Raw genomic sequence first — 26,759 nt, forward strand, 5'->3', positions numbered from 1 at the left:
GGCGCTCTCTGAACAATCCTTCTCAGGCCGTCTTGCGCAGCCTTGCAGCGAAAAAGCCATCCATACCGCCCTGCTCGGCCCACATGCCGGGATGCGTGCGGAATGTTCCCTGTTTTGAAAGCGCCTCAGGCATGGCCGCAAGCTCTTCAGCCGTGAAAGGCTCAAGCACCCAGCCGCGTTTGACCGCTGCTGCCACGCGCTGCGGACCTTCCTCATCCTGAAGGGAGCACACGGCGTAAAGCAGGACGCCGCCCGGCTTGAGCATGGTGCCAGCGGCATCGATCAGGCGATCCTGATCCTTCGCGAGCGCCAGCACGTCGCGCGGGCGCTTGACCCACAGGACGTCCGGATGACGACGCAATGTTCCCGTTGCCGAACATGGCGCATCAAGCAGAACCGCGTCCACTTTCTCTTCTGGCTGCCATTGCAGGGCATCGGCGACAACAACCTTGGCATCGAGCCTGAGGCGTTCAAGGTTCTGCTTGAGGCGCCTGGCACGCGTTTCCTCACGCTCGACCGCATAAACCTTGGCCCCGGCCATAGCCAGCTGCGCCGTCTTGCCACCCGGCGCGGCGCAAAGATCGACAACGCTCTGTCCCGGCAAGACGTTCAGCAGTCGCGCTGGCATGGTGGCAGCCGCATCTTGAACCCAGAACGCCCCTTCCTCGAAGCCTTCAAGCTCCGTCACACGCGTCCCCGGTGCGAAACGCACACTGCCATTGGGCATCATCTCCCCGCCTTCCGGCGCCACAGCGCCCGGTTTCAGGGTCAGATCGATCGGTGCCTCGCGATGCAGCCCGGCCGCAATATCGCGGGCCCGGTGCCCCCAGGCCGTCCAGAGCCAGGCCGGTACATCAAGCCGCTCGGCATCAAGCCCCTCGGCCAGCTCGTCACCATCGCGCGCCACACGGCGCAGCACGGCATTGGCCAGCCCGGCGAAAGGCGCCAGCCCGCGACGACGCAGCAGGGAGACAATCGTGCCCACGGCAGCATGAGGGGGTGTCTCAAGATGACGCAGCTGGGCCACGCCCATCAGCAAGGCGCAGCGCACGGGTGCCGGCGGCTCGCGACGAAGAAGCGGTTGCAGCAATTCGGTCATGCTGCCCATGTGCCGCAGCACGGTCGCCGCAAGCCGATGAGCGCTCGCGCGATCCCTCGGGTCGGTCAGCGGACTGCGGTCGAGCGTCGTCTCCAGCATTCGTCGATGCTCGACGACACCGCAGACAATATCGAAGGCCAGATCGCGGGTCGGATCGGCGGGAATCTGAGAAGGTGCTTTGGACATTGCCTTGCCAATGGCATTTCGCGAAGCGCCGCGCTACCCCTTCGTGCATCTTAACAGCAACAACTTGCGGATATGGCCATGACAAACGACACGCTCTCCTCCCGTCTCGACCGGATTCGTGCGCGTATCGATGCCGCCTGCCTGACAGCCCGGCGCCCGAGGGAAAGCGTCCAACTCGTTGCCGTCAGCAAGTTTCATCCGGCTGCCGCCATCGAGCAGGCCCTTGAGGCCGGGCAACGCCTGTTCGGCGAAAACCGCGTGCAGGAAGCCAGGGAGAAGTTCCCCGCCCTGCGCGAAACCTCGCCTGATTTGCGCCTACACATCATCGGTGGTCTTCAAACCAACAAGGCGCTGGACGCATGTCGCGTAGCCGATTGTATCGAATCCCTCGATCGACCCAGCCTGGCCGATGCCATCGCCCGGGCCGGTGATCGTCTTGGCCGCCTGCCTGACCTGTTCGTTCAGGTCAACACAGGTGATGAGCCTCAGAAATCGGGTATCCCGCGCGAAAAGGCCGATACATTCATCACGCTGTGCCGGACGCGTTTTGGCAACGCCGTGAAGGGACTGATGTGCATCCCTCCCGAGGATGAGGAACCAGCCCCCCACTTCGCATACCTTGCTCAGCTGGCGCAGGCGCACGGTCTGGCGGAATGCTCCATGGGCATGTCGGCCGATTTTGAGACTGCCATCGCCCATGGCGCAACACTCGTGCGCGTTGGCACCGCCATCTTCGGCAGCCGTCCCACCATCTGATTTCGGCCACGCCATGCTTGCGGCGACAGGACGAATGATCGTATGGCAGGCTTTATGTCAGTGATCGCTCACATCTATGTGTATCACGCACCGTATTTGCCCACGTGCTTGCCTCGCGCTTGCCATGAGATGGAACAGAAATGACAGACAGGCCTGCCGGACAGCCAGGTTCCACCGCCGCAGAACCAGGGTCCGTTGTCAGAAACGCAACCGACGGGCAGGGCTCCATTCGTGAGTTTGGTGCGAATGACGGCCTGCACAAGAAAGCCCCTGTCGGTCTGGCCGGCCTTCTGGGCGTTCTGGGGGTTGTTTATGGTGATATCGGCACCAGCCCGCTCTACGCCTTTCAGGCCTCTGTCCAGATCGTCGGCTCGATCCGTCATCCGGCAGAAAGCTGGGAGATCATGGGCATTGAAAGCCTAATCTTCTGGGCGCTCATGCTGGTCGTCACCATCAAGTACGTCATGCTTGTCATGCGCGCCGACCATGATGGCGAAGGCGGTATCATCGCGCTGATGTCTCTGGCGCAGCGCGTCTGCAAATCGCCTAGATATCGCTGGTTCTTCGGCATTGTGGGTATTGGCGGGGCGTGCCTTTTCTTTGGTGATGGCATCATCACGCCGGCAGTTTCGGTTCTTTCGGCCATTGAGGGTATCGAGGTCTCGGTGCCATCAGCCTCCCACATCATCATACCGGTCGCGATCATCATCCTGATTGCCCTGTTCAGCGCGCAGGCGCTCGGCACCGGCAAGATCGGTCGTGCCTTCGGCCCGATCATGATGGTCTGGTTTCTGACGCTGGCCGTCATGGGCATTCATTCCATCGCCCAGACGCCCCATATCCTGATGGCACTTTCGCCTTATTACGCTGCGCAGTTCGTGCTCTATCACGGTTGGCTGGCCTTCATCGCGCTGGGCTCTGTCGTTCTTTCCGTGACAGGTGCCGAGGCGCTTTATGCCGATATGGGGCATTTCGGCCGGACACCCATCCGCTATGCGTGGCTGTTTTTCGTCCTGCCATCCCTGACTCTGAACTATCTGGGTCAAGGTGCCCTGCTTCTGCGTAACCCGGCAGCGCTGCAAAATCCTTTTTATCACCTGGCCCCCGGCTGGGCTCAGATTCCTCTTCTGCTGCTTGCCACCATGGCGACCGTGATTGCCAGCCAGGCCGGGATTTCCGGCGGCTTTTCGCTCTGCCGCCAGCTTATCCAGCTGGGCTATCTGCCCCGTATGCGCATCACCCACACCAATGCGGAGGAAGAAGCCCAGATCTATCTTCCTGTGTTCAATTGGGTGCTTGCCGTAGGTTCGATCCTCCTCGTTCTCTCCTTCCGCTCCTCCTCGGCCCTGGCAGCGGCTTACGGCATTGCCGTGACAGGCACCTTCATGTGCACGGCGGTTCTGGCCATGGTGGTGTTCCGTCGCGTGTTCAACTGGAGCGCCCCTCTGGCAGGTCTCGTTTTCGGGTTCTTCCTGCTCAGCGATGGGACTTTCTTTGCAGCGAATGTGCTGAAGATCCCCGATGGCGGCTGGGTGCCTCTGGCCATCGGCGTCTCGGCCACCATTCTCATGACCACATGGGCGCGTGGTCGCAGCCTGATCCGCGCCCGCCAGATGGCAGATTCACTACCCATGGCGTCATTTCTGGCGCGTTTGCCCCAATCACGCACAGTCAGGGTTCCTGGCATGGCCGTGTTCCTGACGGCCAATCCCGATACCGTCCCCACCTGCCTCCTGCACAATCTCAAGCATAATAAGGTGCTGCACGACCACGTCCTGTTCGTGACGGTGCAGAACCTGGATCAGCCCGAGGCAGAGCGCGGCCATCGTGCGATGGTGCAGGAGCTGGCGCCGAACATTCACCGTGTGATCGTGCGCTACGGCTTTATGGAAATGCCCCATCTGCCCAAGGCCCTTGAGGAACTGAATGCAGCCGGGGTGGAGTTCGATGCCATTCAGGCCTCGTATTTCGTGTCGCGTGAACTGGTCGTGCGCTCCACCCTGCCCAAGCTCTCGATCTGGCGCATGTGGCTGTTCCTGCTGATGGTGCGCAATGCTGTGCCCAGCACCGAATTCTTCCGTATCCCGCCTGACCGTGTGGTCGAGCTTGGCGTGAGGATCGCAATCTGAGCGCAGCTCCGCCGCTCTCGCTCTATGTGCACTGGCCCTTCTGTCTGGCCAAATGCCCCTATTGCGACTTCAACTCCCATGTGCGCGACGTCATCCCGCATGAGCGCTTCACGGCAGCACTGCGCCAGGAACTCGCCCATGACGCAGCGCGTGCGGGGCGGCGCAGCCTGCGCTCGATCTTTTTCGGTGGCGGCACACCGTCGCTCATGCGCCCTGAAACCGTCGCCCTGATCATTCAGGATGCCCTGCACCATTTCGACGCAGCCCCTGATCTCGAAATCACACTCGAAGCCAACCCGACCAGCGTGGAGCGCGAGAAACTCGCCGGCTTCGCCCAGGCGGGGGTCAATCGGATATCACTCGGCATCCAGAGCCTGAACGAGGACTCCCTGCGTTTTCTGGGCCGCGAACATTCGGCCGGACAGGCCATGCAGGCTCTGGAGACAGCGCGCGCCCTCTTCCCGCGGCTTTCCTTCGACCTGATTTATGCCCGCCCCGGTCAGAGCCTGAGCGCCTGGGAGGCAGAGTTGCGCGAGGCGCTTGCCCTCGCCTCCGATCACCTGTCCCTCTATCAGCTCACCATCGAACAAGGCACGAAATTCGAGGCACTCTATCGACAGGGGCGGTTCACCCTGCCCGAGGGAGATGAAGCCGCCCGCCTGTATGAAAAGACCGCCGAAATCGCAGGCCTCTTCGGGATGCGTGATTACGAAATCTCGAATTATGCCCGCCCCGGTGCCGAGAGCCGTCACAACCTCACCTACTGGCGTTATCAGGATTATATCGGCATCGGGCCGGGAGCGCATGGCAGGCTGACGCTGGACGACACACTTCTGGCCACACGGCGGCATCGTGCTCCGGAAATCTGGGCAGACCGTGTCGAAAAGCGAGGAAGCGGGTCGACCGAGGAAACGCCCCTGTCATCTGAAGAATGCGGGCGTGAGGCGCTCCTGATGGGGTTGCGCCTGCGCGAAGGGATTGATCTGGACTGGTTCGCAATGCGTACAGGGCGCCCACTGACCGAGTGTGTGGACCCGATGATTTTCGAGGCGGCGCAGGAAGAGGATTATCTCAGCCTCCGGGACAATCGACTCATTGCCACAGACGACGGTCGTGTGAGGCTGGAAGCCCTGTTGGGTGCTCTGGTCCTCTGATCTCCTGCAAGTTACCGGTCTTCTGCTTTTCGATTATCCAGGCGCATGAACACCCTGCACGCCGCAGGATGACGTTCGCCCCCTTCCCCTGAGACCTTATTGCTCACAGTATGAGACACAGGGAACCGTCCCGCTTTTCCGGAGTCGAACCAGCTTATGCGTTGTTTCCTTGCCAGTCTGGCGCTTGCCGCCCTCACCATCGGCACAGCCTCCGCCGAAACCCGGAACGGTCCGGAGCTTGTGATTGCCGATAATGACTATCTGGGCCCGGGGGGCTCGAACATCCAATCCGTCATTCCCCTGCTGAACAACCCGAAACTGAAGGTTCTCGGCCTGACGGTCGTGGCCGGCGATGACTGGGAAAATGCTGAAAGCGCACGTATCCGCCGCTTTCTGGAAATTTCGGGGCATCGTGATGTGCCGGTTTATGACGGGGCAACTCAACCCCTGATCAACACAGTGGCACTCACGCGCCTGCGCGAGCAGCAATATGGCAGCCTGCCCTGGAAAGGCGCCTGGGGTGGCATGGGGTCCATGGACAAGACCCCTGACATGCAGCCCGGTGTTGCCCCGACCCCCGACGGCAAGCCCGAGCTTCAGCCTCAGGGCATCCCTGCAGCGCTGTTCATGATCCAGCAGGTCCATGCTCACCCTCATGAGGTGACGATCATCGAAGCTGGCCCCATGACCAATCTGGCGTTGGCCATTCGTCTGGACCCGAGCTTTGCGAGCACGGCCAAACAGCTTGTCTTCATGGGCGGCTATCTCGATCTGTCGATGATGTCTGTCACCGGCAATGCGGATAACGGATCGGATTTCAATCTGATTTTCGACCCCGAGGCCGCGCACATCACCCTGACCGCGCCCTGGGCCCATATCACCTCTGTCGCCAATGTCTCCAATGACGTGGTGCTCAGCAAGGCTGAGGTTGAGGCCATTGCGAAGGACCATCGCTCGGCCACCACCGATTATCTCGTGCGCTACTATGTTCCGCTGGCCATGTGGGATGAAGTCACGAGCGCCATCGTGGCCGATCCCTCCCTCGTTACCAGGAAACAGGACGCCTATATGGATGTCGAGATCGGCAAGGGCATTGGCTATGGCCACGCCTATGTCTGGCCTGATGCCCTGGCACCCAAAGCAATGGGCGTTCGCAAGGTCAGCATCGTGCAGGCCATTGATGTCGATCGCTTCAAGAAGCTCTATGCCGGCTGGGCGCAGGGCTTCATGGGAAAGCACTGATCCCTTGTTGCACATGATCAAACTGGTCGTCGGTTGCACGACACTCGATGAACTCGCTGCCTGGATGCAACGCGGCGAGCATGTCGAGGGGTACGGTGTCATACGCACACGCACAATGCCCAAGCAGGCCGATGAGATCAGTGGGCAGGGCTCGCTTTTTCGGGTGATGGGTGGGCTGGTGCTGTGCCGTCAGCCCATCGTCGGGTTCCGACCCTTCACCCGCCCTGATGGTCAGCTGGGCACCCATATCCTCGTTACTGATGAGATCATTCCGGTTCAGCCACGTGCCATGCGTCCATTTCAGGGCTGGCGTTATCTGAAGCCGGAGGATGCGCCCATAGATCTCGGCGCGTCACCCGCAGCGACGGGGATCGAGAACCTCCCCCCGGCGCTCAGACGCAGCCTGTCAGAACTCTGCCTGATCTGATTTCTCTCTGCTCTGATTTCCGGACAGGCGGAGGCGGCATCATAGCATGGCATCTCCTGCCACCTTGTTCTGAAGCCCGGCCTTCTGCCCCAGACGCATCAAAGCCGTCTCATCATTGAGCCAGGTCAGAACTTCCTGCATGGCGAGATGGCCCGTCCCCCCGGCATCTCGCGGCACAACCTTCGCGCCGGAAGTCTTTCCCTCTGACGCGATCGCCTGCGCCCATCGCTCGAAGCGTTCTGCCTCCTGCGGGTCAGGGCTTCGCAACCCGTTCTGCATATCAAAGCGATAGAGGGTCAGTTCGCCGCTCAGGCGACGCAGCGCCCGCAGGACGGCCTGCACATCCCGAGACGTCCCATCGCGCAGCTGCGTCACCAGTCCGCCGAACAAAGGCAGCCCCCCACGAGAAAACTCGGCAGCAATCGTTGTCATCCCGGCCTCACGCTGCGCCTTGTCGGTCTGGCCCTGATCCATATCGCCAGAGAGAACAAGGCTGGCATAGCGGCAATGGGCCAGTATCGCGCGCCTGACCAGCGTCTCCCGGTCGGAATCGCCGCGCTGGGGCCAGAGCAGCAGGACGCAAAGCAGAGCAATCCCGCTGCCGATCAGATTATCCAGCACGCGCGCCCACACGATGCCGCTCCCCGGCATCAGCGCCTCGGCAATGACAACCACCAAGCCGGTCAGGAAGAACACCAGCATGGTGTAATTGACGGCCCGGGTCGCAATTGCAGCGAGAGAGAGAAAAACCGCTGCGATCAGGAGGGGGATCTTGCCCGGCAGCACCATAGCGCAGAGCGCCGCGAGCAGACTCCCCCCGATACTGCCCACAACGCGTTCCATGCTGCGCACGATGGTCAGATTACCAGCCGGCTGCATGACCAGCAGTGCCGCGATCAGCGCCCAGTAGGAAAACCCTTCGCCGCCATACAGACAGACGATCTGGGTCAGGGTGAGCGCCAGAGAAAGACGAAGCGCATGGCGCCATATCAACGGGGTCAGGGCGTGCGCGCGCGCGGATTGCCCTTCACCTTCCTCACGATGGCGGCGCGAAAACGCTGCGATCATTTGCTGGAAAGCCGTGGCGCAGGCGATGATAGGCATGGCATTCACCACACCGCCATTGCGAGACTCCCTGTCAAGACGCTGTGCAAGTTGCCCGAGAATACGAAAATCGGGTTCAGGCCGTGCAACCTGTCGCATGCACTCGTGGCAGGCCATGCCAAGACGCGCGAGAAGAACGCGCAGCTCAGGCGATAAAGGCCCATTCTGCGAGAGATGTTCCAACGCGAGCAGAGCGGTAAAGACACGCTCGGCTGCCATGAGTGTCGCTTCCATGCGCCGACGCAGGCGCATATTGCCATGTCGTGCATCAAGCATCAGCAGCAAGGTTCGGGCACGCTCAATCGCGTTTCGCGCCGCCTGACGATGCACAGCCTCGCGCAGACGCCCGGCCGATAACTCGCGCGCCATCAGATCGAGAATATAAAAGGTTGCCGAAAGGCTGCGTCGCGCCGGGGCATAGGGCTGCTGCCGCCAAAGCACGAGACAGAACAGCGTGGCCAAGGCACCGCCCGCAAAAAACAGCCCTGCAATCTCCGCCGCCTGACGCGGAGGAGAGGGAAAACCGGTGGCTGCAACGGCGGCACAGCCAGCCAGCGCCCAAAGCTGCATGACCGCCGGGGAGAACATACGCGCCAGACCACAACCCAGCCCGATAAGCGCCACGAGCGGCACAGTGGCCCAGGGGCCGAACAGGCACAGGCTGGAAACCCCGAAGACAAGAAGGGTGCCAGCCAGCGTGAACCCGCCCAGAACCTGAAAGCGCTCGCGATTGGGGCCACCCGGATCAATCAGACAGGCCCAGAAACAGGCGAAGGCAATCCACGCGAGTACGGGTTGGTCGAAAAAGAGCGAGGGTGTCAGAGCGAGGGCCGTGACAAGGCCCGCTCGTGCGCCTTCATACAGGCTCAGCTGCTCGGGCGTAAGCGTGATGGCATAACGGGCGAGATGGTTTGTTGAGGTTGTCAGAAAGGCAGCCAGAGGGCGAGAGGCAGAAAGCCGGGTCTTGCCCTTCATCATGCCGTTTCGCACCTCCGCTGCTTGAGGGCGCTCAGCGCCCCGTCATGATCTGTTCAACAAGCTGACCGACTGTCGGCGTGAAGCCGTCAGCATAGAACGGATCGGAACCGAAACGCCATGCGTTCGTCCCACCGAACATCAGGTTATGATCAACCAGCTGGTCAGCGGCCTCGATCCCCATACTGTCATCGGCATGAGCAATGTCTTGCAGGCTCTTCTGGATGCAGAAGGAACGCGGATCGGACTTGACCCCATTGGTATAGTTCGGGCCACGCTGGCTCCAGTTGGAGAAGCGACATTCCGAAAGACAGCCCATGCAGGCCACCTGATCGGCCACGATCACGCGGCTTTCCTCAGGTGTGACGAAAACGAGTGTCGAATCCGGCGTGCGCATGGCCTCGGTATAGCCCGCAGCCTCCCAAGCCAGAACATGCTCACGATCCGTCGCGGTCATCCAGACCTCGCGCTTGCGCGCGCCGATCCCATGAGGCGTATCATGCTCGCCCACAGGTTCGCTGCTATAGGCCACCTGACGCTCGGAACGCCCGCGCAGGTTCTGCATGAAGCTGTTGTTCACAGCCGATGAGTAGAAGCCGGTGGGCGAGAAGCGATTGAGATACACATCGCCCTCATGCAGGCGGCGCAGGCGGCGCTTCCATGCATCGGGAATTGGGCTCTCCTGAGTCAGCAACGGACGTGTGCCGAACTGGAACACGATCGGGCCGATCTCGGGATTATTGAACCAGTGCGCCCACTCCTCAAGCCACCAGACACCGCCTGCCATGATGATCGGCACGGTCTCAAGACCGAACTGGTTCATGGATTTGCGCAGCGCGGCAACGCGGGGATAGGGGTCTTCCGGGTTGAGCGGGTTTTCGGTGTTCGACAGCCCGTTATGGCCGCCCGCCCGCCAGGGATCCTCATAAACCACGCCACCCAGCAATTCGGATGTCTTGCTGTACGAACGCTTCCACAGCGCGTTGAACGCGCGCGCCGAAGAGACGATAGGGTAATAATGCACGTTATGACGTGCCGCGATCTCGGAAAGGCGGTAGGGCATGCCTGCACCGCAGGTCAGCCCGTCGATCATGCCAGGGGCGCCCTCGAGAATACCCTCGATCACCTGCTCGGCACCGCCCATCTCCCACAGGAGATTGGCGTTGATCATACCCTTGCTGCCTGCAATTTCGCGGGCAATGCGAACCTGGGTGATACCGCCCTCGATCGCGTAGCGGATCAGTTCCTCATGACGCTCACGGCGCGTACGGCCCGAATAGATCTGGGGGATACGGTTGCCATCTGCGTCATAGCTGTCGGCATTGACGGCAGAGACAGTGCCCACGCCACCAGCAGCAGCCCAATGGCCTGCTGATATACCGGTCGAAACCGAGACGCCCTTGCCACCCTCAACGAGGGGAAGAACTTCCCGGCCCGCCATACGGACGGTATCAATCGACATCATAATCAGTGTTGTACTCCGAGGGAGGAGAGCCCTTTATAGCTCTCCTCCTGAAACGGGAGATCAGTCAGCGTCGCGCTGCCTGGTCGGACGAGCAGCCTTTGCACCGACGCTCTCCGAGATATCGGCACCGGTCTGCTGATCGACAACGCGCATCGACAGCTTGACCTTGCCGCGATCATCGAAGCCGACAACCATGACCTTGACGGCATCGCCCTGCTTCACGACATCGGTGGTCTTGGCCACGCGACCATCGGTCAGCTCGGAGATATGCACCAGACCGTCACGCGGGCCGAGGAAGTTCACGAATGCACCGAAATCGGCGGTCTTTACGACCTTGCCATCGTAGATGCGGCCGATTTCCGGCTCAGCCACGATGCCTTCGATGCGCGAGATGGCCTTCTGGGCCTGCTCATCATTCGAGGCAGCGATGGTGATGACACCTTCGTCGTTGATGTCGACCTTCGCACCCGAAAACTCGACGATCTCGCGAATGACCTTGCCACCCGAACCGATCACATCACGGATCTTCTCCTTGGCGATGTTCATGGTGGTGATCTTCGGCGCATTGCGCGAGACCCCCTCACGACCTTCATCGATAGCCTTGGCCATCTCGCCGAGGATGTGGATACGACCATCACGGGCCTGCTCGAGCGCCACCTTCATGATTTCAGGCGTGATCGAGGTGATCTTGATGTCCATCTGCAGCGCAGTGATACCGGATTCGGTACCGGCCACCTTGAAGTCCATGTCACCAAGGTGATCTTCGTCACCCAGGATGTCGGACAGCACGGCGTAGCCGCGATCTTCCTTGATCAGGCCCATGGCGATACCGGCGACGGGACGCGGCAGCGGCACGCCTGCATCCATCAGCGCCAGCGACGAACCGCAGACGGTGGCCATCGAGGACGATCCGTTGCTCTCGGTGATCTCGGAAACGATACGCACCGTGTAGGGGAAGCGGTCCTTGCCCGGCAGGAGCGGATGCAGCGCACGCCAGGCCAGCTTGCCATGGCCGATCTCGCGACGGCCCGGGCTTCCCATGCGGCCGCACTCACCAACCGAGTAGGGCGGGAAGTTGTAGTGCAGCATGAAGTTCGAGCGGTACTCGCCTTCAAGGGCGTCGATGATCTGCTCGTCCTGGGTGGTGCCCAGCGTGGCAACAACCAGAGCCTGCGTCTCACCACGCGTGAAGAGCGAGGAGCCGTGAGCGCGCGGCAGGATGCCGACTTCAGACACAATCGGGCGCACCGTCTTGGTGTCGCGACCGTCGATACGGATGCCGGTCTTCAGGATGGCGCCACGAACGACCTGGGCCTCAAGCTCCTTGAGCATCGGCTTGGCCATATCGACGTCCAGACCTTCCTCGGTCAGGCCTTCGATGATGCGCGCCTTGGCGGTCGCGATCTTCTCGTAGCGTGCCTGCTTGGCCTTTTCCTTATAGGCGTCAGCCATCAGCTTGGTGCCGATCTTCTCCACGCGCTTGCGCAGGGCGATCTGCTCCTTGGTGGGGCCTTCGAGGTCCCAGGGCTGCTTGGCGGCGTGCTCGGCCAGATCGATGATCGCATCGATCACGGGCTGGAAAGCGGCATGGCCAGCGGTCACGGCTTCGAGCATGATCTCTTCCGAAAGCTCGGAAGCTTCGGATTCAACCATCAGCACGCCTTCACTCGTCCCGGCGACGACGAGATCGAGCGCGCTCTCCTTCATCTCCGCAATGGTCGGGTTGATGACGAGCTGGTCATTGATGCGGGCTACGCGCGCCACGCCAACCGGACCATAGAACGGGATACCCGAAAGGGTGAGCGCGGCCGAGCAGCCGATCAGCGCAACCAGTGCGGGGTCATTTTCCATGTCATGGCTGAGAACGGTCGCCGTAACCTGCACTTCATTGCGGAAGTTCTCTGGGAAGAGCGGGCGGATCGGACGGTCGATCAGACGCGAGATCAGGGTCTCGCTCTCGGACGGACGGCCCTCGCGCTTGAAGAAGCCGCCAGGAATACGGCCAGCTGCATAGGCCTTTTCCTGATAGTTGACGGTCATCGGGAAGAAGTCCTGGCCCGGCTTGACCGACTTGGCACCAACGGCGGTGCAGAGCACAACCGTATCGCCATAGGTGGCGACAACCGCACCATCAGCCTGACGGGCAATCTTGCCGGTTTCCAGAACGAGCGGGCGTCCGGCCCAGTCGATTTCCTTGCGGAAGTAGTTGAACATCATTCTGTCCTGATTAGGGGGCTTTGGCACCGGTTACGGTGATCTGAAGGGAACGGGCCCTGACTGGCTGGCAGCGTTTCGGACGGCATGGCAAGAAAGGCCGGGATCGGACCGGCATGTCACCATGTGGCCTGAAACGCCGAAGGCCGGTTCTGTCTCCAGCTTCAACGTTCAGTGACGAAGCCTGGTATCCCGCCGCCAGAATGACGACGGGAGGCGGCGGAGGCATGACCCTCCGCCCGAGCATATTAGCGGCGCAGGCCGAGACGCTCGATAAGGGTCTGGTAGCGGCCCTGATCCTTGCGCTTGAGATAGTCAAGCAGGCCACGACGCTGGCCAACGAGCATCAGAAGACCACGACGTGAGTGGAAGTCCTTCTTGTGCGTCTGCAGATGGCCCGTCAGGTTGACGATACGCTCGCTCAGCAGTGCAACCTGCACTTCCGGCGACCCGGTGTCGGTCGGGTTGGTCTTGAATTCTTCGATCAGCGCCGTGCGGCGTTCAGCTGTAATCGACATCTCTGTCTCCGTATTTAAACGACTCGAATATCCGTATCGGCTTGAGACGGCCCTCCTGGGCACGGCACAAACCGACAAGACACCCCCCCTCCTGGGCCTGCAGGACGTCACCCTCCTGCGGTGTCAGCATCAGAGCGGCGCAATCGGCCAGAGAAAGGCTCTGTCCAAAGCGCAAGGCCTGTGCTTCTGCGTCGGTCACGGCCAGAGCCGGGATGTCGGCCAGCGCGGTCGAGACCGGGCGCAGAAGCGCTGAAAGTGCATCGGCCTTGTCGTCATTTTGGACCAGCTTGTCCAGTGTTATCGCATGGGTCTCGTCAAACGGGCCACATTTGGTCCTGCGCAATACGGCAATATGCCCGACTGTCCCGCAGGCCAGCGCAATGTCACGTGCAAGGCTGCGCATATACACGCCCTTGCCCGACTGAACCTCGAACACGGCATGATCACGATCAGGACGGTCTACAAGCGTGATGGAGTCAACGCGCGCAGGCCGAGGCGGCAGATCGGGCGGTCGTCCGGCCCGTGCGAGGTCATAGGATCGCTCGCCATCCACCTTGAGGGCGGAATAGACCGGCGGCACCTGCATGATATCACCGGTGAGCGCAGGAAGAGCCGCACGCAATTCGGCATCACTGGGGCGATGCTCGCTTGTCAGCACGACCTCACCCTCGCGGTCATCGGTCGTGCGCGACTCACCAAGGAACAGCGTGAAGCGATAACGCTTGGTGGCATCCATGATATAGGGGATCGTCTTGGTGGCCTGACCGAAAGCGACCGGCAGAATGCCCGTCGCCAAAGGGTCCAGCGTGCCGCCATGTCCGGCCTTCTTGGCATCGAACAAGCGGCGCGCCTTGTTCACCACATCGGTCGAGCCGATCTTCAGACTCTTGTCGACGATCAGCCAGCCGTCAATATCCTGCCCTCTTTTGCGTCCCATGACGGGTCGCTCCACTCAGTCTTCAGAATCGAGATCGCGACGGACCTCGGGCGTGCGCATCAGCGCATCCATTTCCATCGCATGTTCGAGCGCGGTATCGGGCTGGAAATGGATTTCCGGCACAATGCGCGAGCGCAGGGTTTTGGAGAGTCCTGTGCGCAGGAACGGCGCTACGCGCTTGAGCGCAGGCAGCACTTCCTCGATATCGCTACGCCCGAGACGGCTGACAAAAGCCGTGGCGTGGCGAAAATCGGGGGAGATGCGCACTTCAGTCACCGTCACATGCACGCCCGAAAGCTCCGGATCACGGAACTCGGTGCGGGCGAAGAGATCCGAAAGAACACGACGGACCTCCTCGGACATTCTCAGCTGACGCTGCGAAGGGCCACCGGCGTCGCCGGGCCCTGAAAAGCCCGGCACCTTGGAACGCGAACCCCTCATGCAGGGATCACTTCCATCTCGTAGCACTCAACCATGTCGCCTTCGCGCAGGTCGTTGTAGCCAGCGAAGGAGAGACCGCACTCATAGTTACGGGCCACTTCCTTGACGTCATCCTTGAAGCGCTTGAGCTGGCTCAGCTCACCTTCATGGATCACCACGTTGTCACGCAGCAGACGCACACCACAGCCACGCTTGACCACGCCCTCGGTGACATAGCAACCCGCGACCTTGCCGACCTTCGTGATGTTGAAGACCTGACGGATCTCGGCGTAACCAAGGAACTTCTCGCGATGCTTGGGCGCAACCTTGCCCTTGACCAGCTGCTCCACATCGTCGGTCACCTGATAGATGATCGAGTAGTAGCGGATATCCACATCCTCACGCTGGGCCATTTCACGGGCCTGCGTGGTGGCGCGAACATTGAAGGCCACGATGATGGCGTTCGATGCCTTGGCCAGCTGGATGTCGCTCTCGGTGATCTGACCGACAGAGGCATTCAGCACGCGGATACGAACTTCTTCGTGTTCGAGCTTGAGCACCGAAGCCTCGATAGCCTCGGCAGAGCCCTGCACGTCTGCCTTGATGAGCAGAGCCACTTCCTTCTGCTCACCCGCCTGGATACGGGCCAGCATCTGGTCAAGCGTACCGCGGGCTGCGGCACGACCGGCTGCCATCTTGTCCTTCTGCTTGCGCTGACGGAACTCGCAGATCTCGCGGGCACGGTTCTCGTTCTCGACGACCACGAAAGGTTCGCCGGCACCGGGAACACCCGTGATACCCAGAAGCTCAACCGGCATGGACGGACCGGCTTCCTTGAGCTGGCGTCCCTTGTCATCCAGCATGGCGCGAACACGACCCCACTCAGCACCCGCCACGACGATGTCGGAGCGATTGAGCGTGCCCTTCTGCACCAGGACTGTTGCCACCGGACCGCGACCGCGATCCAGACGGCTTTCGATGACCGAGCCTTCAGCCACGCGATGCGGATTTGCCTTCAGGTCGAGCACTTCTGCCTGAAGCAGAATGGCCTCTTCCAGCTTGTCCAGCCCCGTACGCTTGAGCGCCGAAACCTCGACATCCTGCACGTCACCGCCAAGGGCTTCCACGACGATCTCGTGACTCAGCAGGGCCTGACGCACGCGGTCGGGGTTTGCACCTGGTTTGTCGATCTTGTTGATCGCCACAATGATCGGCGCATCAGCAGCCTTGGCGTGCTTGATGGCCTCGATCGTCTGCGGCATCACGCCGTCATCGGCGGCCACAACCAGCACGACCACGTCGGTAACCGAAGCACCACGGGCACGCATCGAGGTGAATGCTTCGTGACCCGGCGTGTCAACGAAGGTAATCTTCGCGCCACTGGGCACCGTCACCTGATAGGCACCGATATGCTGGGTGATGCCACCGGCTTCACCGGCCGCCACATCAGTCGTACGCAGTGCATCGAGCAGCGAGGTCTTGCCGTGGTCGACATGGCCCATGACGGTCACGACCGGAGCGCGTGTCACGAGGTCTTCCTCGCGATCTTCCACACCCTCAATACCCAGCTCCACGTCGCTTTCGGCAACACGGCGGACACGATGGCCGAACTCGCTGATGACCAGTTCTGCCGTATCGGCGTCGATCAGCTGCGTGGCCGTCGCCATCACACCCATCTTCATGAGCGCCTTGACGACCTCAGCCTGGCGCAGCGCCATACGGTTGGCCAGTTCGGCCACCGAGATGGATTCTGGCAGAATCACGTCACGCACCACACGAACCTGGTCGGCGCGAAGACGCTCAAGCTCGGCCTGACGACGCTCGCGGTCGCGCTGACGGCGAACCGAGGCGAGCGAACGTGTCTTGTCGTCATCACCTTCGATGGCTGCGCGAACGTCGATACGGCCAGAACGACGCGAATCACCGCTTTTCTTCGGCGCAGCCGGCGCACCGCGGCGGGGCGGCGCGGCCGGGGCACGGCGCGGACCAGCGCGACGATCATCCTCGGTCTCACCACCCGCACCACCGCGACGCAGGTGAAGCGTTTCATTGCGAGGCGCTGCAGCAGACGCACCGGCTGCAGCAGGTGCGGGCTTGGGCGTCACTGGACGCGGTGCCATGACAGCGCGCTCGGCCAGCGGACGCAGACGCTCCATCGGGGCAGCGAGCTGCACACCGCCGGTACGACGGGCCGACTCCGCTGCCTCAAGCGGCGCACGGCGCGCGGCTTCCTCGCGCTCACGCTCGGCGGCACGCGCCTTGCGCTGCTCCTCAAGGGCTTCCTGCTTTGCCTGATCTTCAGCCGCAGCAGCCATCTGGCGGTCATGCTCTTCAGCTTCACGCTGGGCCTCGACCTCGCGGGCAGCTGCTTCGGCGCGAGCCTCTTCCTCACGCTTGGCTTCTTCTGCCGCGGAGAGGATGCGAATCTTTTCTTCTTCGAGACGTGCCGCCTCGCGTGCGGCTTCCTTGCGCTGCTCTTCAAGCACGCGCTGACGAATAGCGAGTTCCGCAGGCGTCAGCGCACGTCCAGCGCCGGCACGGCCTCCACGGCCACCCGCAGCACCACGGCCATCCTTGCGTTCGCTCGTCTCGCGCTTCTTGCGCACCTCGACCTGCACCACCTTGGAGCGGCCGTGACTGAAGCTCTGACGTACAGAGCCCGCGTCCACTGTACGCCCGACTTCCGTGCGCCCGCCCGGACGCAGGGACAGACGTCCCTTACCCTGGTCACCCTGAGCCTGGGCGCCCTGATCCTGGACATTCTGGCCATCTGTCTGACCGCCCTGAGCCTGAGTGCCCTGGTTCCGTTCGTTGCCTTCGCTCATATACCTGCCTGTTCCCGTCCGAGCCGCTCGTTGCGCGGCTCAGGAACCAACCCATCGGTCAGCCCCAAAAATCGTTCATGCTCAGCCATCAGACGCTGCGCCAGCGCACCAGGCGCTATCACAACATAGACCGCATGTTCCCGCCCGAATGCCGTCGCGAGCATCTGGGCCGGTAACGTCAGTACCGGAAGTTTGCTGTTTCCCGATATCAGACGCCGCAACTCATCCGGGCTTCCGCCCGATCCCTGGATCACTAGCCCTGCCTTGCCGGCAGCAATCCATTCGCGACACTTAACAAACCCACAGAGAGCCTGCCCGGCTCGGCGCGCGAGCCCAAGGCCCTGCACCAGCCGCGCTTCTATTCCTGAAACCAGTACCTGCGCAATATCTTCAGGCACCTTTACCGGCCGACGCGCTGCCCGAGAGAACAGGTGACGCGTCCGCGCGGTTTCTAGCACATCCCGTCTGGCACTCAACCAGATTCCCCGCCCCGGCAGCTTGGCCGCCAGATCGGGTACGACTGTGCCATCGGGCGCAATGACAAAACGCAGCATGACATCAGGGTTCCCGCTCTCGCGAGACACGATGCAGCGCCGCTGCGGCCCCTTCTCGTCATCGAGTTCGATCGGGTCAAGCTCGATATCGGAGTCGGGACTCGGTGCCTGTGTTTGGTGGATCTCAGACGTCGGAAGCCTCCCCTTCCTCGGGGGTTGCCTCTGCCTGCTCACCATCAAACCAGTGGGCACGGGCTGCCATGATGATCTCATTGGCAGCATCTTCATCTATATTGTCACTGCCGAGCATTTCGACAAGCTCGTCGCCTGCGAGATCGGCCAGATCATCGAGTGATTTTACGCCCTTCTCACCCAGCGTCACCAGCATGGCGTTGGTAAACACGCCAAGCTCGGCAATTGAATCCTCAACGCCAAGGCCACGGCGCTTGTCGTCCAGCTCCTGCTCCTTCTGCACGAGGAATTCCTCGGCACGGCGCATCAGCTCCTCGGCCACGCTTTCATCAAAGCCCTCGATGGCATGCAGCTCATCCGGATCGGCATAAGCCAGCTCTTCGATGGTGTGAAAACCTTCGGTCACCAGCAGGCCAGCAATCACGTCATCGACATCGAGCGCATCGACGAAGAGCTGGGTACGCTTGCGGAATTCTTCCTGACGGCGCTCGGATTCTTCGGCTTCGGTCAGAATGTCGATATCCCAGCGTGTGAGCTGGCTTGCCAGTCGCACGTTCTGTCCACGACGACCAATGGCAAGCGAAAGCTGCTCGTTCGGCACGACAACTTCCACGCGGCCAGCTTCCTCATCCATGACCACCTTGGTCACTTCGGCGGGAGCCAGAGCATTCACCACGAAGGTTGCGGCCTGAGGGCTCCAGGGGATGATGTCGATCTTCTCGCCCTGCAGCTCGGCCACCACGGCCTGAACGCGTGAGCCGCGCATACCAACACAAGCACCAACCGGGTCGATGGATGCGTCCTTGGAGACAACAGCCATCTTGGCGCGCGATCCCGGATCACGGGCCACAGCCTTTATCTCGATGATGCCGTCATAGATTTCCGGCACTTCCTGCGCAAACAGCTTGGCCAGGAAGGCAGGATGTGTACGGCTCAGGAAGATCTGCGGGCCACGCGTTTCGTCACGCACGTCATAGATATAGGCACGCACGCGATCGGAATTGCGGAACGACTCGCGGGGGATCAGTTCGTCACGGCGGAGCAGCGCTTCCGTATGACCGATCTCGACCATGAGGTTGCCGTATTCCGTGCGCTTAACCGTGCCGTTGACGATCTCGCCCACGCGGTCCTTGAACTCGTTATACTGCTTCTTGCGCTCATATTCGCGAACACGCTGCACGATAACCTGCTTGGCGGTCTGTGCAGCGATACGGCCGAAATCGATGGGCGGCAGCGGGTCGACCAGATGCTCGCCCAGCTTGATCTCGGGCTGGAACTTCACCGCAATGGCGAGAGGAATCTGGGTGTCCTCGTTTTCAACGGTCTCGACCACTTCGGTCCAGCGTGACAGACGAACCTCACCGGAGCGGCGATCGATCGTCGCGCGGATATCCTTTTCGTGGCCGTACTTGGCGCGCCCGGCCTTCTGGATGGCCTGCTCCATCGCCTCCAGCACTTCTTCACGATCGATGTTCTTTTCACGCGAAACAGCGTCTGCCACCAGAAGCAGCTCAGGACGGGTAACGGAGGTGTCCATCAGACGAAATCCTCAAATGCGGCGCGCCAATGCGGCGCAGACCATCAGAAACAAGAAAGGCGGGAAACCCAGTAACGCAAACTTCAGTGTGTCTTTCGTCCGGGCCGTGATCCCTTGCCCGGCTTGGCAGGATTGAGCTTCGGCGTCTTGCGGCGCGGCGCTTCCTCTTCTTCTGCCCCTTCATCCTCGGATGCAATGCCCAGCATTGCAGCACTCGCCTCAATCAGCGCATCGGTCAGCACAAGACGGGCCTTGCGAATGGTGTCGATAGGCAGAACGGCTTCCTCGCCGTCATCCAGACGAATAACGGCTGCGCCCTCGCGGGTCCCGGTGATGATACCCGAAAAGCGCTTGCGACCATTGAGCGGCAGATCGAGCTCAGCCTTGACCAGGTGACCCGCAAAACGGTCCCAATCCTTCAGGCGCGTCAGCGGGCGGTCGATTCCGGCAGAGGAAACCTCAAGCGTCCATGCGCCGGGGATCGGATCATCCACATCCAGCACGGCGCCCACAGCGTGGCTGATCTGCTCACAATCCTCGATTCCGATCAGGGACCCATCGGCGCGATCAGCCATGATCTGGATGGTGGGCGTTTCGCGGCCCAACACGCTCAGGCGCACGAGCTCGTAACCGAGATCGGTCAGGGTCGGCTCGATCTGCTGCGCGATACGCGCTTCAAGACCGTTCAGGCTGGGAATTTCATTGGCCAAGACAAAAAAGGCGGCCCGTCAAGGCCACCCCCCGATAAGACGAAAGATGAAAGGAATACATGCTGTCTAGGCCAAGATGGCCGTTGATGCAAGACTCGCGCACGATGACGCGGGCCGCGTAACTTTTGATTACACTCCCCATGTAACAGAGCTCTTGCGGTCAGGGTTTTTATCCTGCCACAGTCATCAGCGATGAACGATACGCCCGAGCCACAACTCAAGCCGCTTTTCAATGGAACAGTCGGTAGCGGCCATCAATCCGCCCGCGAAAGCGGAGGATTGACCTCCAAGCTTGTCGTGGCGTCTGCAGTTGTCATGGCCTGCATGGGAGGGGCCTACTGGCACAATGCCGCTCATAGCGGCGTAACAGCAGATCATACACTTGAAGCGTCAACCACGTCGCCTGCAACTGAGCCCCAGATCCGGGCAGACGCCAAACATCAGGGTGCACAATTTGCCCTGATTGCCTCCGGGCAGGCTGCGTCGGCTCTGGCGCATTCAGGCTTCGATAGCCAGCAGAAGGCCAATATACTTGCCGCTGTGAAAAACCGCCGCATGCGGCTGGTGCGCATGCCTATCGCCCAGATTGCCGGGCTACCCGGTCAGTCTGTTGCCATCACCTCGGGTGGCATAACGCAGCGCCTCACCCTCAAACCCGAATTGCAGGCTGTGGTTCTACCCATCTATCTCGCTGGCGAGGTCACAATCTCCCCCCTGACCCAGCCCCCGGCAGGGGGGGTGCAGACCGGCATCCTTACAGCGATCGGCGCTCAGGTTCTCCCGACCCTCGCCAGCCTTGATCAGCAGATTGTTCTGGACGTGATCGTACAATGAAAGCCTTGATGCCTGCCCTCAATCGCCTCATGCCCGTCATGATGGTGATCTTTCTGATCCTTGCGAGCATTCAGGCAGCTGTTTCGCTTCACCTTTCGGGGGGAATGCTGCTTCACTTCCTCTCCTGGGCAAGGGACGCCTATCCTCCCATAGCTGGCCTCGCCGCCCTGCTCTCGATCTCCGGCCTCCTCTATGAGGTCCGCTCCACAAAACTGGCCCGCAAGGGGCTTCGCCGTCGCAAAGGTTTCGTTATGGATATTCTCGCCCGCCTGACAAACCGAGTTGCCCTCGAAGAGCTTCTTGCCCAAGAGCAGAAGGAAGTCGCGATCAATGCCGAGGAATTGGCCGCCGGACTGCGTGCCAAGGTCGTTGGTCAGGATCAGGTTTGCGAGGATATTGCCCAGCAGCTACGTCGACGCCTTGCGCTGACCGTGCGCAACAAGCCGGTCGGAATCTTTCTCCTCGCCGGCCCTCCGGGCACGGGAAAAACCTATCTGGCAAAACAGATCGCACGGCAGATGGACCGCCCCCTGCTTCATTTCGACATGACCCAGATGTCCAGCCCACATGCTGCAACCATGCTTTTTGGCTCGCCCAAGGGGTATGTAGGATCCGACAGCTTCGGCAAGCTCACGGGCGGCCTTCAGGAAAAGCCGGATGCAATCGTGTTGCTCGACGAGATTGAGAAAGCGCATCCAGACGTTTTCAAGAAATTCCTGACCGCATGGAATGATGGCCACGTGACCGAGGCCTCTACCGGCGCTCAAGTGTCTACAACGCGCGCCATTTTCATGCTCACCTCCAATATCGCAACGGAAGCATTGACCGAAATTGCCGATCGTCTTCATGACGATGCAGACAGGATGCGCGCGGAATCGACGGAAGCCCTGCGCAAGGCTGGTTTTGCACCGGAAGTCCTGAACCGTCTGGATCGTATCTTTGTCTTCCGTCAACTGCGCGATCTCGATCTCGCACGGGTTGCGGCGCTGGAAATTGAGGCGATGATCAAGGGTTATGGCCTCAATGTCGAAGCTGGCGGTATCGATGCCTATCTGCTCTTCCAGCTCATGCAGCGTCAGCAGAAGTTGGGTGCCGGAGCCTCGGCACGAGATCTGGTTCGCTCGATCGAGGATATGGTCAGTGAAAGCCTGATCCTGGCGCGCCAGAACAATGCAAAGCTCGTTCGTCTCGTCATGGGCAATGACGGCGTCAAAGCCGAAATCGCTGACGACTCGGTCTCGCTCAACGCGCGACTGACACCCTGAACCCTGCCGGAACGATAGTCAGTGTCAGCTTTTACCCGTCTGTGGCGTCGTGCTCCTGCATGGCGCCTCATGATCTACATCATGATCTTTTTCACGATCATGAGCCTCTTCTTCCCCCTGCCCTGGATGCTTGCCCATGCGCCGTGGCTCCAACGTCTGCCTGGCATGCAGCCCCCGAATGGCGCTGCCCCCGCATCCACCGCGAGCAATCAGGCCGCCAGTAACGGGCAGGGCTCTCAAGCGCAGGCCGGAGCGCCGGACGACACCAATCGTCTGATGACACCCGATATCACTGCATCACTGACTGGAGCGATACCGTTTGGTGGGCATACGTTGCCCCTGCCTGCGGGCGTCTGGCATCCAGTGCTCACGGGGCAATTCGGTCCGGGCGGCCTTATGCTGATCAATATCCTCGTGCGTACCGACCGCGGTGTCGTCACAGGCGTCATGATTGCACGCACAGCTACTGAGCAGCTCCCTCTCGATGTCGTTCAGTCGGCGGCCTCGCATTGTCACGATGACCGCAATTACAGCGCCCGCATCTACGCCGATCGGCCCGATGGCCGGAATGAATGCGCTTTTATTGCCAATGCCGTCATGGGGCCGAATGGCGCCATTTCGTCTGACGAGCTGATTCAGCTTGCTTTCAAGAGACTGGGCGCGCTGGGCTTTCCCATGCCGTCCCTTTTTGTGGTCGCTAACTGGATCCAGAGCAGTGGCTCCACCGATGCGACCAAGGGCAGCTCAGGCATCACCTATCTTCTTGCTCCCACCAAGACCGGCACGGTCCAGTTGCTGGCCCCCCTTCCCTATTGGGATAAAACGACATTGTCGCAAGTTCCTGCCGCCGACGAGTTCATACACAGGACAGAGCGCTGGTTCTCTCGCTGGGTGCCGCTCCTCCGTCAGGCCATGACGCATGATGCAGGTAGACCGGCATTTCCGACGGACCTTGCCCATGACCCATCGGCTCCCTGAGCCATTCAAGGGGAACGCCTCTAGAAGAGACGCTCCTACAGTGAGTCAGAGCGATGCAAACATTGCCGGTTCCAAAATGCTCTTGATCAAACAGCGTACAGGCGGGCGTACGCACGCTGGCAGTGCAGCAACATCTTTCGCCCTGAGTTGTTGCTACGGCTGCTACGCTGGTCCGTGAAGGTAGTCTTTCATCATAACAGACGATGATATATTTTCTCGACTTGAGAGAACCTCTATATTCTCCTGACAAAGTATATCGATGTAAAATCGAGAGAATTTATATTTGTATAATCTGTCTGACGTTTCTCTCAACACCTTGCGCGCAGCCTATCCGACGCGAGGTATATCGGCCAGGCCTCCTGGTCCTGATTGGCCCTCGCAAGTGTCTGGATGGGTGACAAGCGGTCTCTTTCTACCGTTCTCATGGCCGCGGCCATCCCGTTCCCCCTGGCTCTGCTGATCGACAAACTGCGAGCACAGGTCGGATTACGGGTGGCGAACCATCATAACCCAATCACTCAACTTTTCATGCCATTCATTACCGTCACCGGTGTTCTGGTTTCCTTTGCCATCATCACAGCACACAGAGCTCACGACCCGGCAATACTGTTCTGAGAGTTGCCATTTTCACTGGTGTTGTCTGGGTGCCTTACGAGCGGGGCACCAATGACCCTGCCAATTGCGCCATGTTGTCGTGTGCAGCGTGCTGGCCTATCTCGCCGATCTGCTGGCACCTTTCTGAGTGACGCAGCCATCGCAGACGCCGCCACTCTTGGCTGTCTTTACGCGATCGTCGCCATGCGAAGATCCGATGAAGCAAGGTCCCGAGCTGGGATCTAATCTCGTGGCATCCGCTTGCGATCGGCTTCAAGGGCAGGCCTGATCCCGTCAGACGGGAGGCCCGCTGCGCACAATCCTGTTGCGAACGACGCGCTTGCCTCTGCATCGGACTCAAAAGTTTTGTAACAGACTTCTCAGTGATGCCCTGAGCGCGTGAGGCTCTGCCCCAGTCGGCGTTCCACATGGCGGGCAAAACGGACGAAGGGCAGCCCAAGCAGCAGATAGGCCGCACCGATCAGAAGCCCGGTACCGATATAGTCATAATAGGTCGATGAAAGCCGGATATAGGTCTTTGTCAGCTCGGTGAGCGTGATCACACTCACGAGCGAAGAATCCTTGAGCAGGGCAATGAAGTCGTTGGTCATGACCGGCAGGACCGTGCGAAAGGCCTGCGGCACGATCACCAGCCGAACAGCCTTGGCGCGCGTCATGTTAAGCGCAATGGCCGCTTCCATTTGCCCACGCGGCACAGATGAGAGGCCAGCCCGATAATTTTCAGCTTCATAGGCCGCATAATTCAGGCCCAAGGCCAGCACGCCAGCGAAGAAAGGCGACAGCTTGATGCCTATGCCCGGCAGACCATAGAAGATAAAGAGCACCTGAATAAGCAGGGGCGTGCCGCGCACAACCTCGATGTAAAGTCCGCTCAGCCATTGCAGGGGGCGTGCCCCGTAGTGGCGGCACAAGGCAAGCACGAGCCCCAGACTGACGGCAAGGATCATGGAAAGGGCCGACACCACAAGGGTCAGCGCGGCCGCCTTGCCAATGATGGGCAGGAATCCGAGATAGCGGTGGAGCAGCCCCATCCAGCCAAGCTGGCTGCGCATAGCGTCACGATAGCGCAGCCACGCGACAGGGGGCACCTCACGCACTGTGTGGTCGCCCGTCATGGCTGCCATCTCGGGTGTCCAGAGATTCCAGCGCCGTAGAATGGTCTGGAGCGTCCCGTCGCTCATCATGTCACCAAGCACACGATCGACGGAATCATGAAGCGCGACATTGCCCGGCTTGAAGGCAATGCCATAGCGGGTCTGCCCTACCGGCTCGCCAACGATCACCAGATCATCAGTTACCCCGGCGTAGAAAAGCGCGATGGGTCCGTCGAGCAGGAGCGCATCCAGACGCCCGTTGCGCAGGTCGGAAAAGGCATAGGTCTCCTCCTCGTAAGAGCGCGTGGTAATGCTTGGCTCGTTCTGCAACAGCCGTTCGGCCAGCGTCTCCTTGATCGTTCCGACGACATGCCCCTTGAGGGCAGCAAAACTGGCGAGGTCCTGACGGTCGCGACGCACCACGATACGATCACCGGTCACATAGTAAGGCCGTGAGAAGAGCGCGGCCTTCACATGGTCGGGTGTCATCTCGATGCCGTCCACCACCATGTCATACATGCCGCGCTGAAGGCCCGGTATCAGACCGTCCCAATCGTTCTGCACGAAATGCGGTGTACGATTCAGGCGCCGGGCAATTTCCTGCACCATGTCGAACTCGAACCCCTCAAGGCGATTCGTATCCGACGGGTCGTGAAAGACATAGGGAACATTGGCCTCACCATCCGAGGCCCAGTTCAACACCGATGATGGAGCCGCCTGGCTTATCGCAGGGGGGGGAGAAGATGTCTGAGCGTGGACAGCGTGACCACCAATAATAAGCGTCACCCCCATCAGGGCGCAGGCAAAAACCCGCCTTGGCAAGGTGAAGGCCTTCATAGCAGCGATCTCAGGAAGCGGCGCGTTCTGGGATCCTCAGGGGCAGCAAAAAACTCTTCGGGGTCTCCACTTTCGATGATGTGACCACCCTCGACATACAGAACGCGGTCCGACGCCGCACGGGCAAAGCGCATGTCGTGGGTTACGACGATCTGGGTCATACCCTCCTCATCCAGTCTGCGCATGACTTGCAGGACCTCCTCAGCCAGTTCCGGGTCCAGTGCAGAGGTTGGCTCGTCATACAACATGATGGCTGGTTGCATGGCCAGAGCTCGGGCGATGGCTGCGCGCTGCTGCTGCCCGCCAGACAAGGTCGATGGATAACGATCAGCCAGACCATCGAGCCCGACCTTCGCCAGCAGACTATGCGCTAACGGCGCGATATCACCGGCTGCCATACCCTTAACCGCCCGCGGGGCCAGCATGATATTGTCCAGAACCGTGCGATGCGGGAACAGATTGAACGACTGGAAGACCATGCCGACATGGGCGCGCAGCCTGTGGGCCCGGCGTTCCTGGGCATGAGTCCAGCCCTGCCCCGCAATCGTATCGATTTTGACATCCCGAACCCGGATTGTCCCGGAGTCAGGTATCTCCAAAAAATTGAGACAACGCAGAAAAGTCGACTTCCCGCAGCCCGAAGGCCCGATGATGGAAATCAGGTCACCACGCTCAACGCAAAGCGACATGTCGTGCAGTACGACATGTCGCCCAAAGCTTTTGGTGATGTTTCTGGCGTCGAGAACGGTCTC

The 26,759-nt window shown here is 60.7% G+C and carries 21 protein-coding genes and 2 pseudogenes; 9 read left to right on the plus strand and 14 right to left on the minus strand.

The window, feature by feature from the left end; genetic code table 11:
- Positions 1–22: 22 nt before the first annotated feature.
- On the minus strand, positions 23–1,285 hold the full coding sequence (locus tag ACWNRM_RS01980) for an RsmB/NOP family class I SAM-dependent RNA methyltransferase (RefSeq protein WP_485169243.1): 1,263 nt from the start codon (positions 1,283–1,285) through the stop codon (positions 23–25).
- A 72-nt stretch (positions 1,286–1,357) separates the two neighbouring features.
- On the opposite strand from ACWNRM_RS01980, the gene ACWNRM_RS01985 reads away from it, so the two are divergent.
- The 5 genes from ACWNRM_RS01985 to ACWNRM_RS02005 all read left to right on the plus strand — a co-directional run bounded on the left by ACWNRM_RS01985 (position 1,358) and on the right by ACWNRM_RS02005 (position 6,993).
- Positions 1,358–2,041: a YggS family pyridoxal phosphate-dependent enzyme gene (locus ACWNRM_RS01985; RefSeq protein ID WP_485169244.1), complete on the plus strand. Its 684-nt coding sequence runs from the start codon at positions 1,358–1,360 to the stop codon at positions 2,039–2,041.
- Between the two features lie 140 nt (positions 2,042–2,181).
- A complete protein-coding gene (locus ACWNRM_RS01990) occupies positions 2,182–4,170 on the plus strand; it encodes a potassium transporter Kup (RefSeq protein WP_485169245.1) in 1,989 nt (662 codons plus the stop codon).
- Positions 4,167–5,324 carry a radical SAM family heme chaperone HemW gene (gene hemW, locus ACWNRM_RS01995; protein WP_485169318.1) on the plus strand — a complete coding sequence of 386 codons (1,158 nt, stop codon included), beginning with the start codon at positions 4,167–4,169 and terminating at the stop codon, positions 5,322–5,324. The genes ACWNRM_RS01990 and hemW overlap by 4 nt, the downstream gene beginning before the upstream one ends.
- A 156-nt stretch (positions 5,325–5,480) precedes the next feature.
- Positions 5,481–6,566 carry a nucleoside hydrolase gene (locus ACWNRM_RS02000; protein ID WP_485169246.1) on the plus strand — a complete coding sequence of 362 codons (1,086 nt, stop codon included), beginning with the start codon at positions 5,481–5,483 and terminating at the stop codon, positions 6,564–6,566.
- Between the two features lie 4 nt (positions 6,567–6,570).
- Positions 6,571–6,993, plus strand: coding sequence for a DUF1489 family protein (locus ACWNRM_RS02005; protein ID WP_485169247.1), 423 nt, complete (start codon positions 6,571–6,573; stop codon positions 6,991–6,993).
- 39 nt (positions 6,994–7,032) lie between these two features.
- Here ACWNRM_RS02005 and ACWNRM_RS02010 read toward each other — a convergent pair whose 3' ends face one another.
- The 11 genes and pseudogenes from ACWNRM_RS02010 to rimP form a co-directional block, all read right to left on the minus strand.
- Positions 7,033–9,075, minus strand: coding sequence for an FUSC family protein (locus ACWNRM_RS02010; RefSeq protein ID WP_485169248.1), 2,043 nt, complete (start codon positions 9,073–9,075; stop codon positions 7,033–7,035).
- A 31-nt stretch (positions 9,076–9,106) separates the two neighbouring features.
- Positions 9,107–10,537, minus strand: coding sequence for an NAD(P)H-dependent flavin oxidoreductase (locus tag ACWNRM_RS02015; protein WP_485169249.1), 1,431 nt, complete (start codon positions 10,535–10,537; stop codon positions 9,107–9,109).
- 60 nt (positions 10,538–10,597) lie between these two features.
- The gene (pnp, locus tag ACWNRM_RS02020; protein WP_485169319.1) at positions 10,598–12,751 is read right to left on the minus strand and encodes a polyribonucleotide nucleotidyltransferase; all 2,154 of its coding nucleotides are present in this window, start codon (positions 12,749–12,751) and stop codon (positions 10,598–10,600) included.
- Between the two features lie 248 nt (positions 12,752–12,999).
- Positions 13,000–13,269 carry a 30S ribosomal protein S15 gene (rpsO, locus tag ACWNRM_RS02025; RefSeq protein ID WP_023979579.1) on the minus strand — a complete coding sequence of 90 codons (270 nt, stop codon included), beginning with the start codon at positions 13,267–13,269 and terminating at the stop codon, positions 13,000–13,002.
- Positions 13,253–14,206 carry a tRNA pseudouridine(55) synthase TruB gene (gene truB, locus ACWNRM_RS02030; protein WP_485169250.1) on the minus strand — a complete coding sequence of 318 codons (954 nt, stop codon included), beginning with the start codon at positions 14,204–14,206 and terminating at the stop codon, positions 13,253–13,255. The genes rpsO and truB overlap by 17 nt, the downstream gene beginning before the upstream one ends.
- A 15-nt stretch (positions 14,207–14,221) precedes the next feature.
- Complete coding sequence (rbfA, locus tag ACWNRM_RS02035; RefSeq protein ID WP_122039729.1) at positions 14,222–14,647, minus strand: 30S ribosome-binding factor RbfA; 426 nt, start codon at positions 14,645–14,647, stop codon at positions 14,222–14,224.
- A pseudogene (infB, locus tag ACWNRM_RS02040) lies at positions 14,644–16,806 on the minus strand (translation initiation factor IF-2); the annotation flags it as partial. The gene rbfA and the pseudogene infB, both read right to left, overlap by 4 nt.
- Before the next feature lie 206 nt (positions 16,807–17,012).
- Positions 17,013–17,451, minus strand: a pseudogene (locus ACWNRM_RS02045) (translation initiation factor IF-2 associated domain-containing protein); the annotation flags it as partial.
- The gene (locus tag ACWNRM_RS02050; protein ID WP_485172139.1) at positions 17,448–18,092 is read right to left on the minus strand and encodes an RNA-binding protein; all 645 of its coding nucleotides are present in this window, start codon (positions 18,090–18,092) and stop codon (positions 17,448–17,450) included. The pseudogene ACWNRM_RS02045 and the gene ACWNRM_RS02050, both read right to left, overlap by 4 nt.
- A 37-nt stretch (positions 18,093–18,129) precedes the next feature.
- Positions 18,130–19,674: a transcription termination factor NusA gene (nusA, locus tag ACWNRM_RS02055; RefSeq protein WP_485169251.1), complete on the minus strand. Its 1,545-nt coding sequence runs from the start codon at positions 19,672–19,674 to the stop codon at positions 18,130–18,132.
- 83 nt (positions 19,675–19,757) lie between these two features.
- Positions 19,758–20,384 (minus strand): ribosome maturation factor RimP, encoded by a 627-nt coding sequence (gene rimP / locus ACWNRM_RS02060; protein ID WP_485169252.1) that lies wholly within the window; start codon positions 20,382–20,384, stop codon positions 19,758–19,760.
- A gap of 192 nt (positions 20,385–20,576) precedes the next feature.
- On the opposite strand from rimP, the gene ACWNRM_RS02065 reads away from it, so the two are divergent.
- The 4 genes from ACWNRM_RS02065 to ACWNRM_RS02080 all read left to right on the plus strand — a co-directional run bounded on the left by ACWNRM_RS02065 (position 20,577) and on the right by ACWNRM_RS02080 (position 24,076).
- Positions 20,577–21,218 carry a hypothetical protein gene (locus tag ACWNRM_RS02065; RefSeq protein WP_485169253.1) on the plus strand — a complete coding sequence of 214 codons (642 nt, stop codon included), beginning with the start codon at positions 20,577–20,579 and terminating at the stop codon, positions 21,216–21,218.
- A complete protein-coding gene (locus tag ACWNRM_RS02070; protein WP_485169254.1) occupies positions 21,215–22,483 on the plus strand; it encodes an AAA family ATPase in 1,269 nt (422 codons plus the stop codon). Before ACWNRM_RS02065 ends, ACWNRM_RS02070 begins: the two co-directional genes overlap by 4 nt.
- A gap of 21 nt (positions 22,484–22,504) precedes the next feature.
- Complete coding sequence (locus ACWNRM_RS02075; protein ID WP_485169255.1) at positions 22,505–23,461, plus strand: hypothetical protein; 957 nt, start codon at positions 22,505–22,507, stop codon at positions 23,459–23,461.
- Positions 23,462–23,851: 390 nt separating this feature from the next.
- The gene (locus tag ACWNRM_RS02080) at positions 23,852–24,076 is read left to right on the plus strand and encodes a hypothetical protein (RefSeq protein WP_485172137.1); all 225 of its coding nucleotides are present in this window, start codon (positions 23,852–23,854) and stop codon (positions 24,074–24,076) included.
- A gap of 359 nt (positions 24,077–24,435) precedes the next feature.
- Here ACWNRM_RS02080 and ACWNRM_RS02085 read toward each other — a convergent pair whose 3' ends face one another.
- Complete coding sequence (locus ACWNRM_RS02085; RefSeq protein ID WP_485169257.1) at positions 24,436–26,007, minus strand: ABC transporter substrate-binding protein/permease; 1,572 nt, start codon at positions 26,005–26,007, stop codon at positions 24,436–24,438.
- Positions 26,004–26,696 carry an amino acid ABC transporter ATP-binding protein gene (locus ACWNRM_RS02090; protein WP_485169258.1) on the minus strand — a complete coding sequence of 231 codons (693 nt, stop codon included), beginning with the start codon at positions 26,694–26,696 and terminating at the stop codon, positions 26,004–26,006. The genes ACWNRM_RS02085 and ACWNRM_RS02090 overlap by 4 nt, the downstream gene beginning before the upstream one ends.
- Positions 26,697–26,759: the final 63 nt, after the last annotated feature.

The sequence above is a fragment of the Asaia sp. A2 genome (assembly GCF_057319415.1).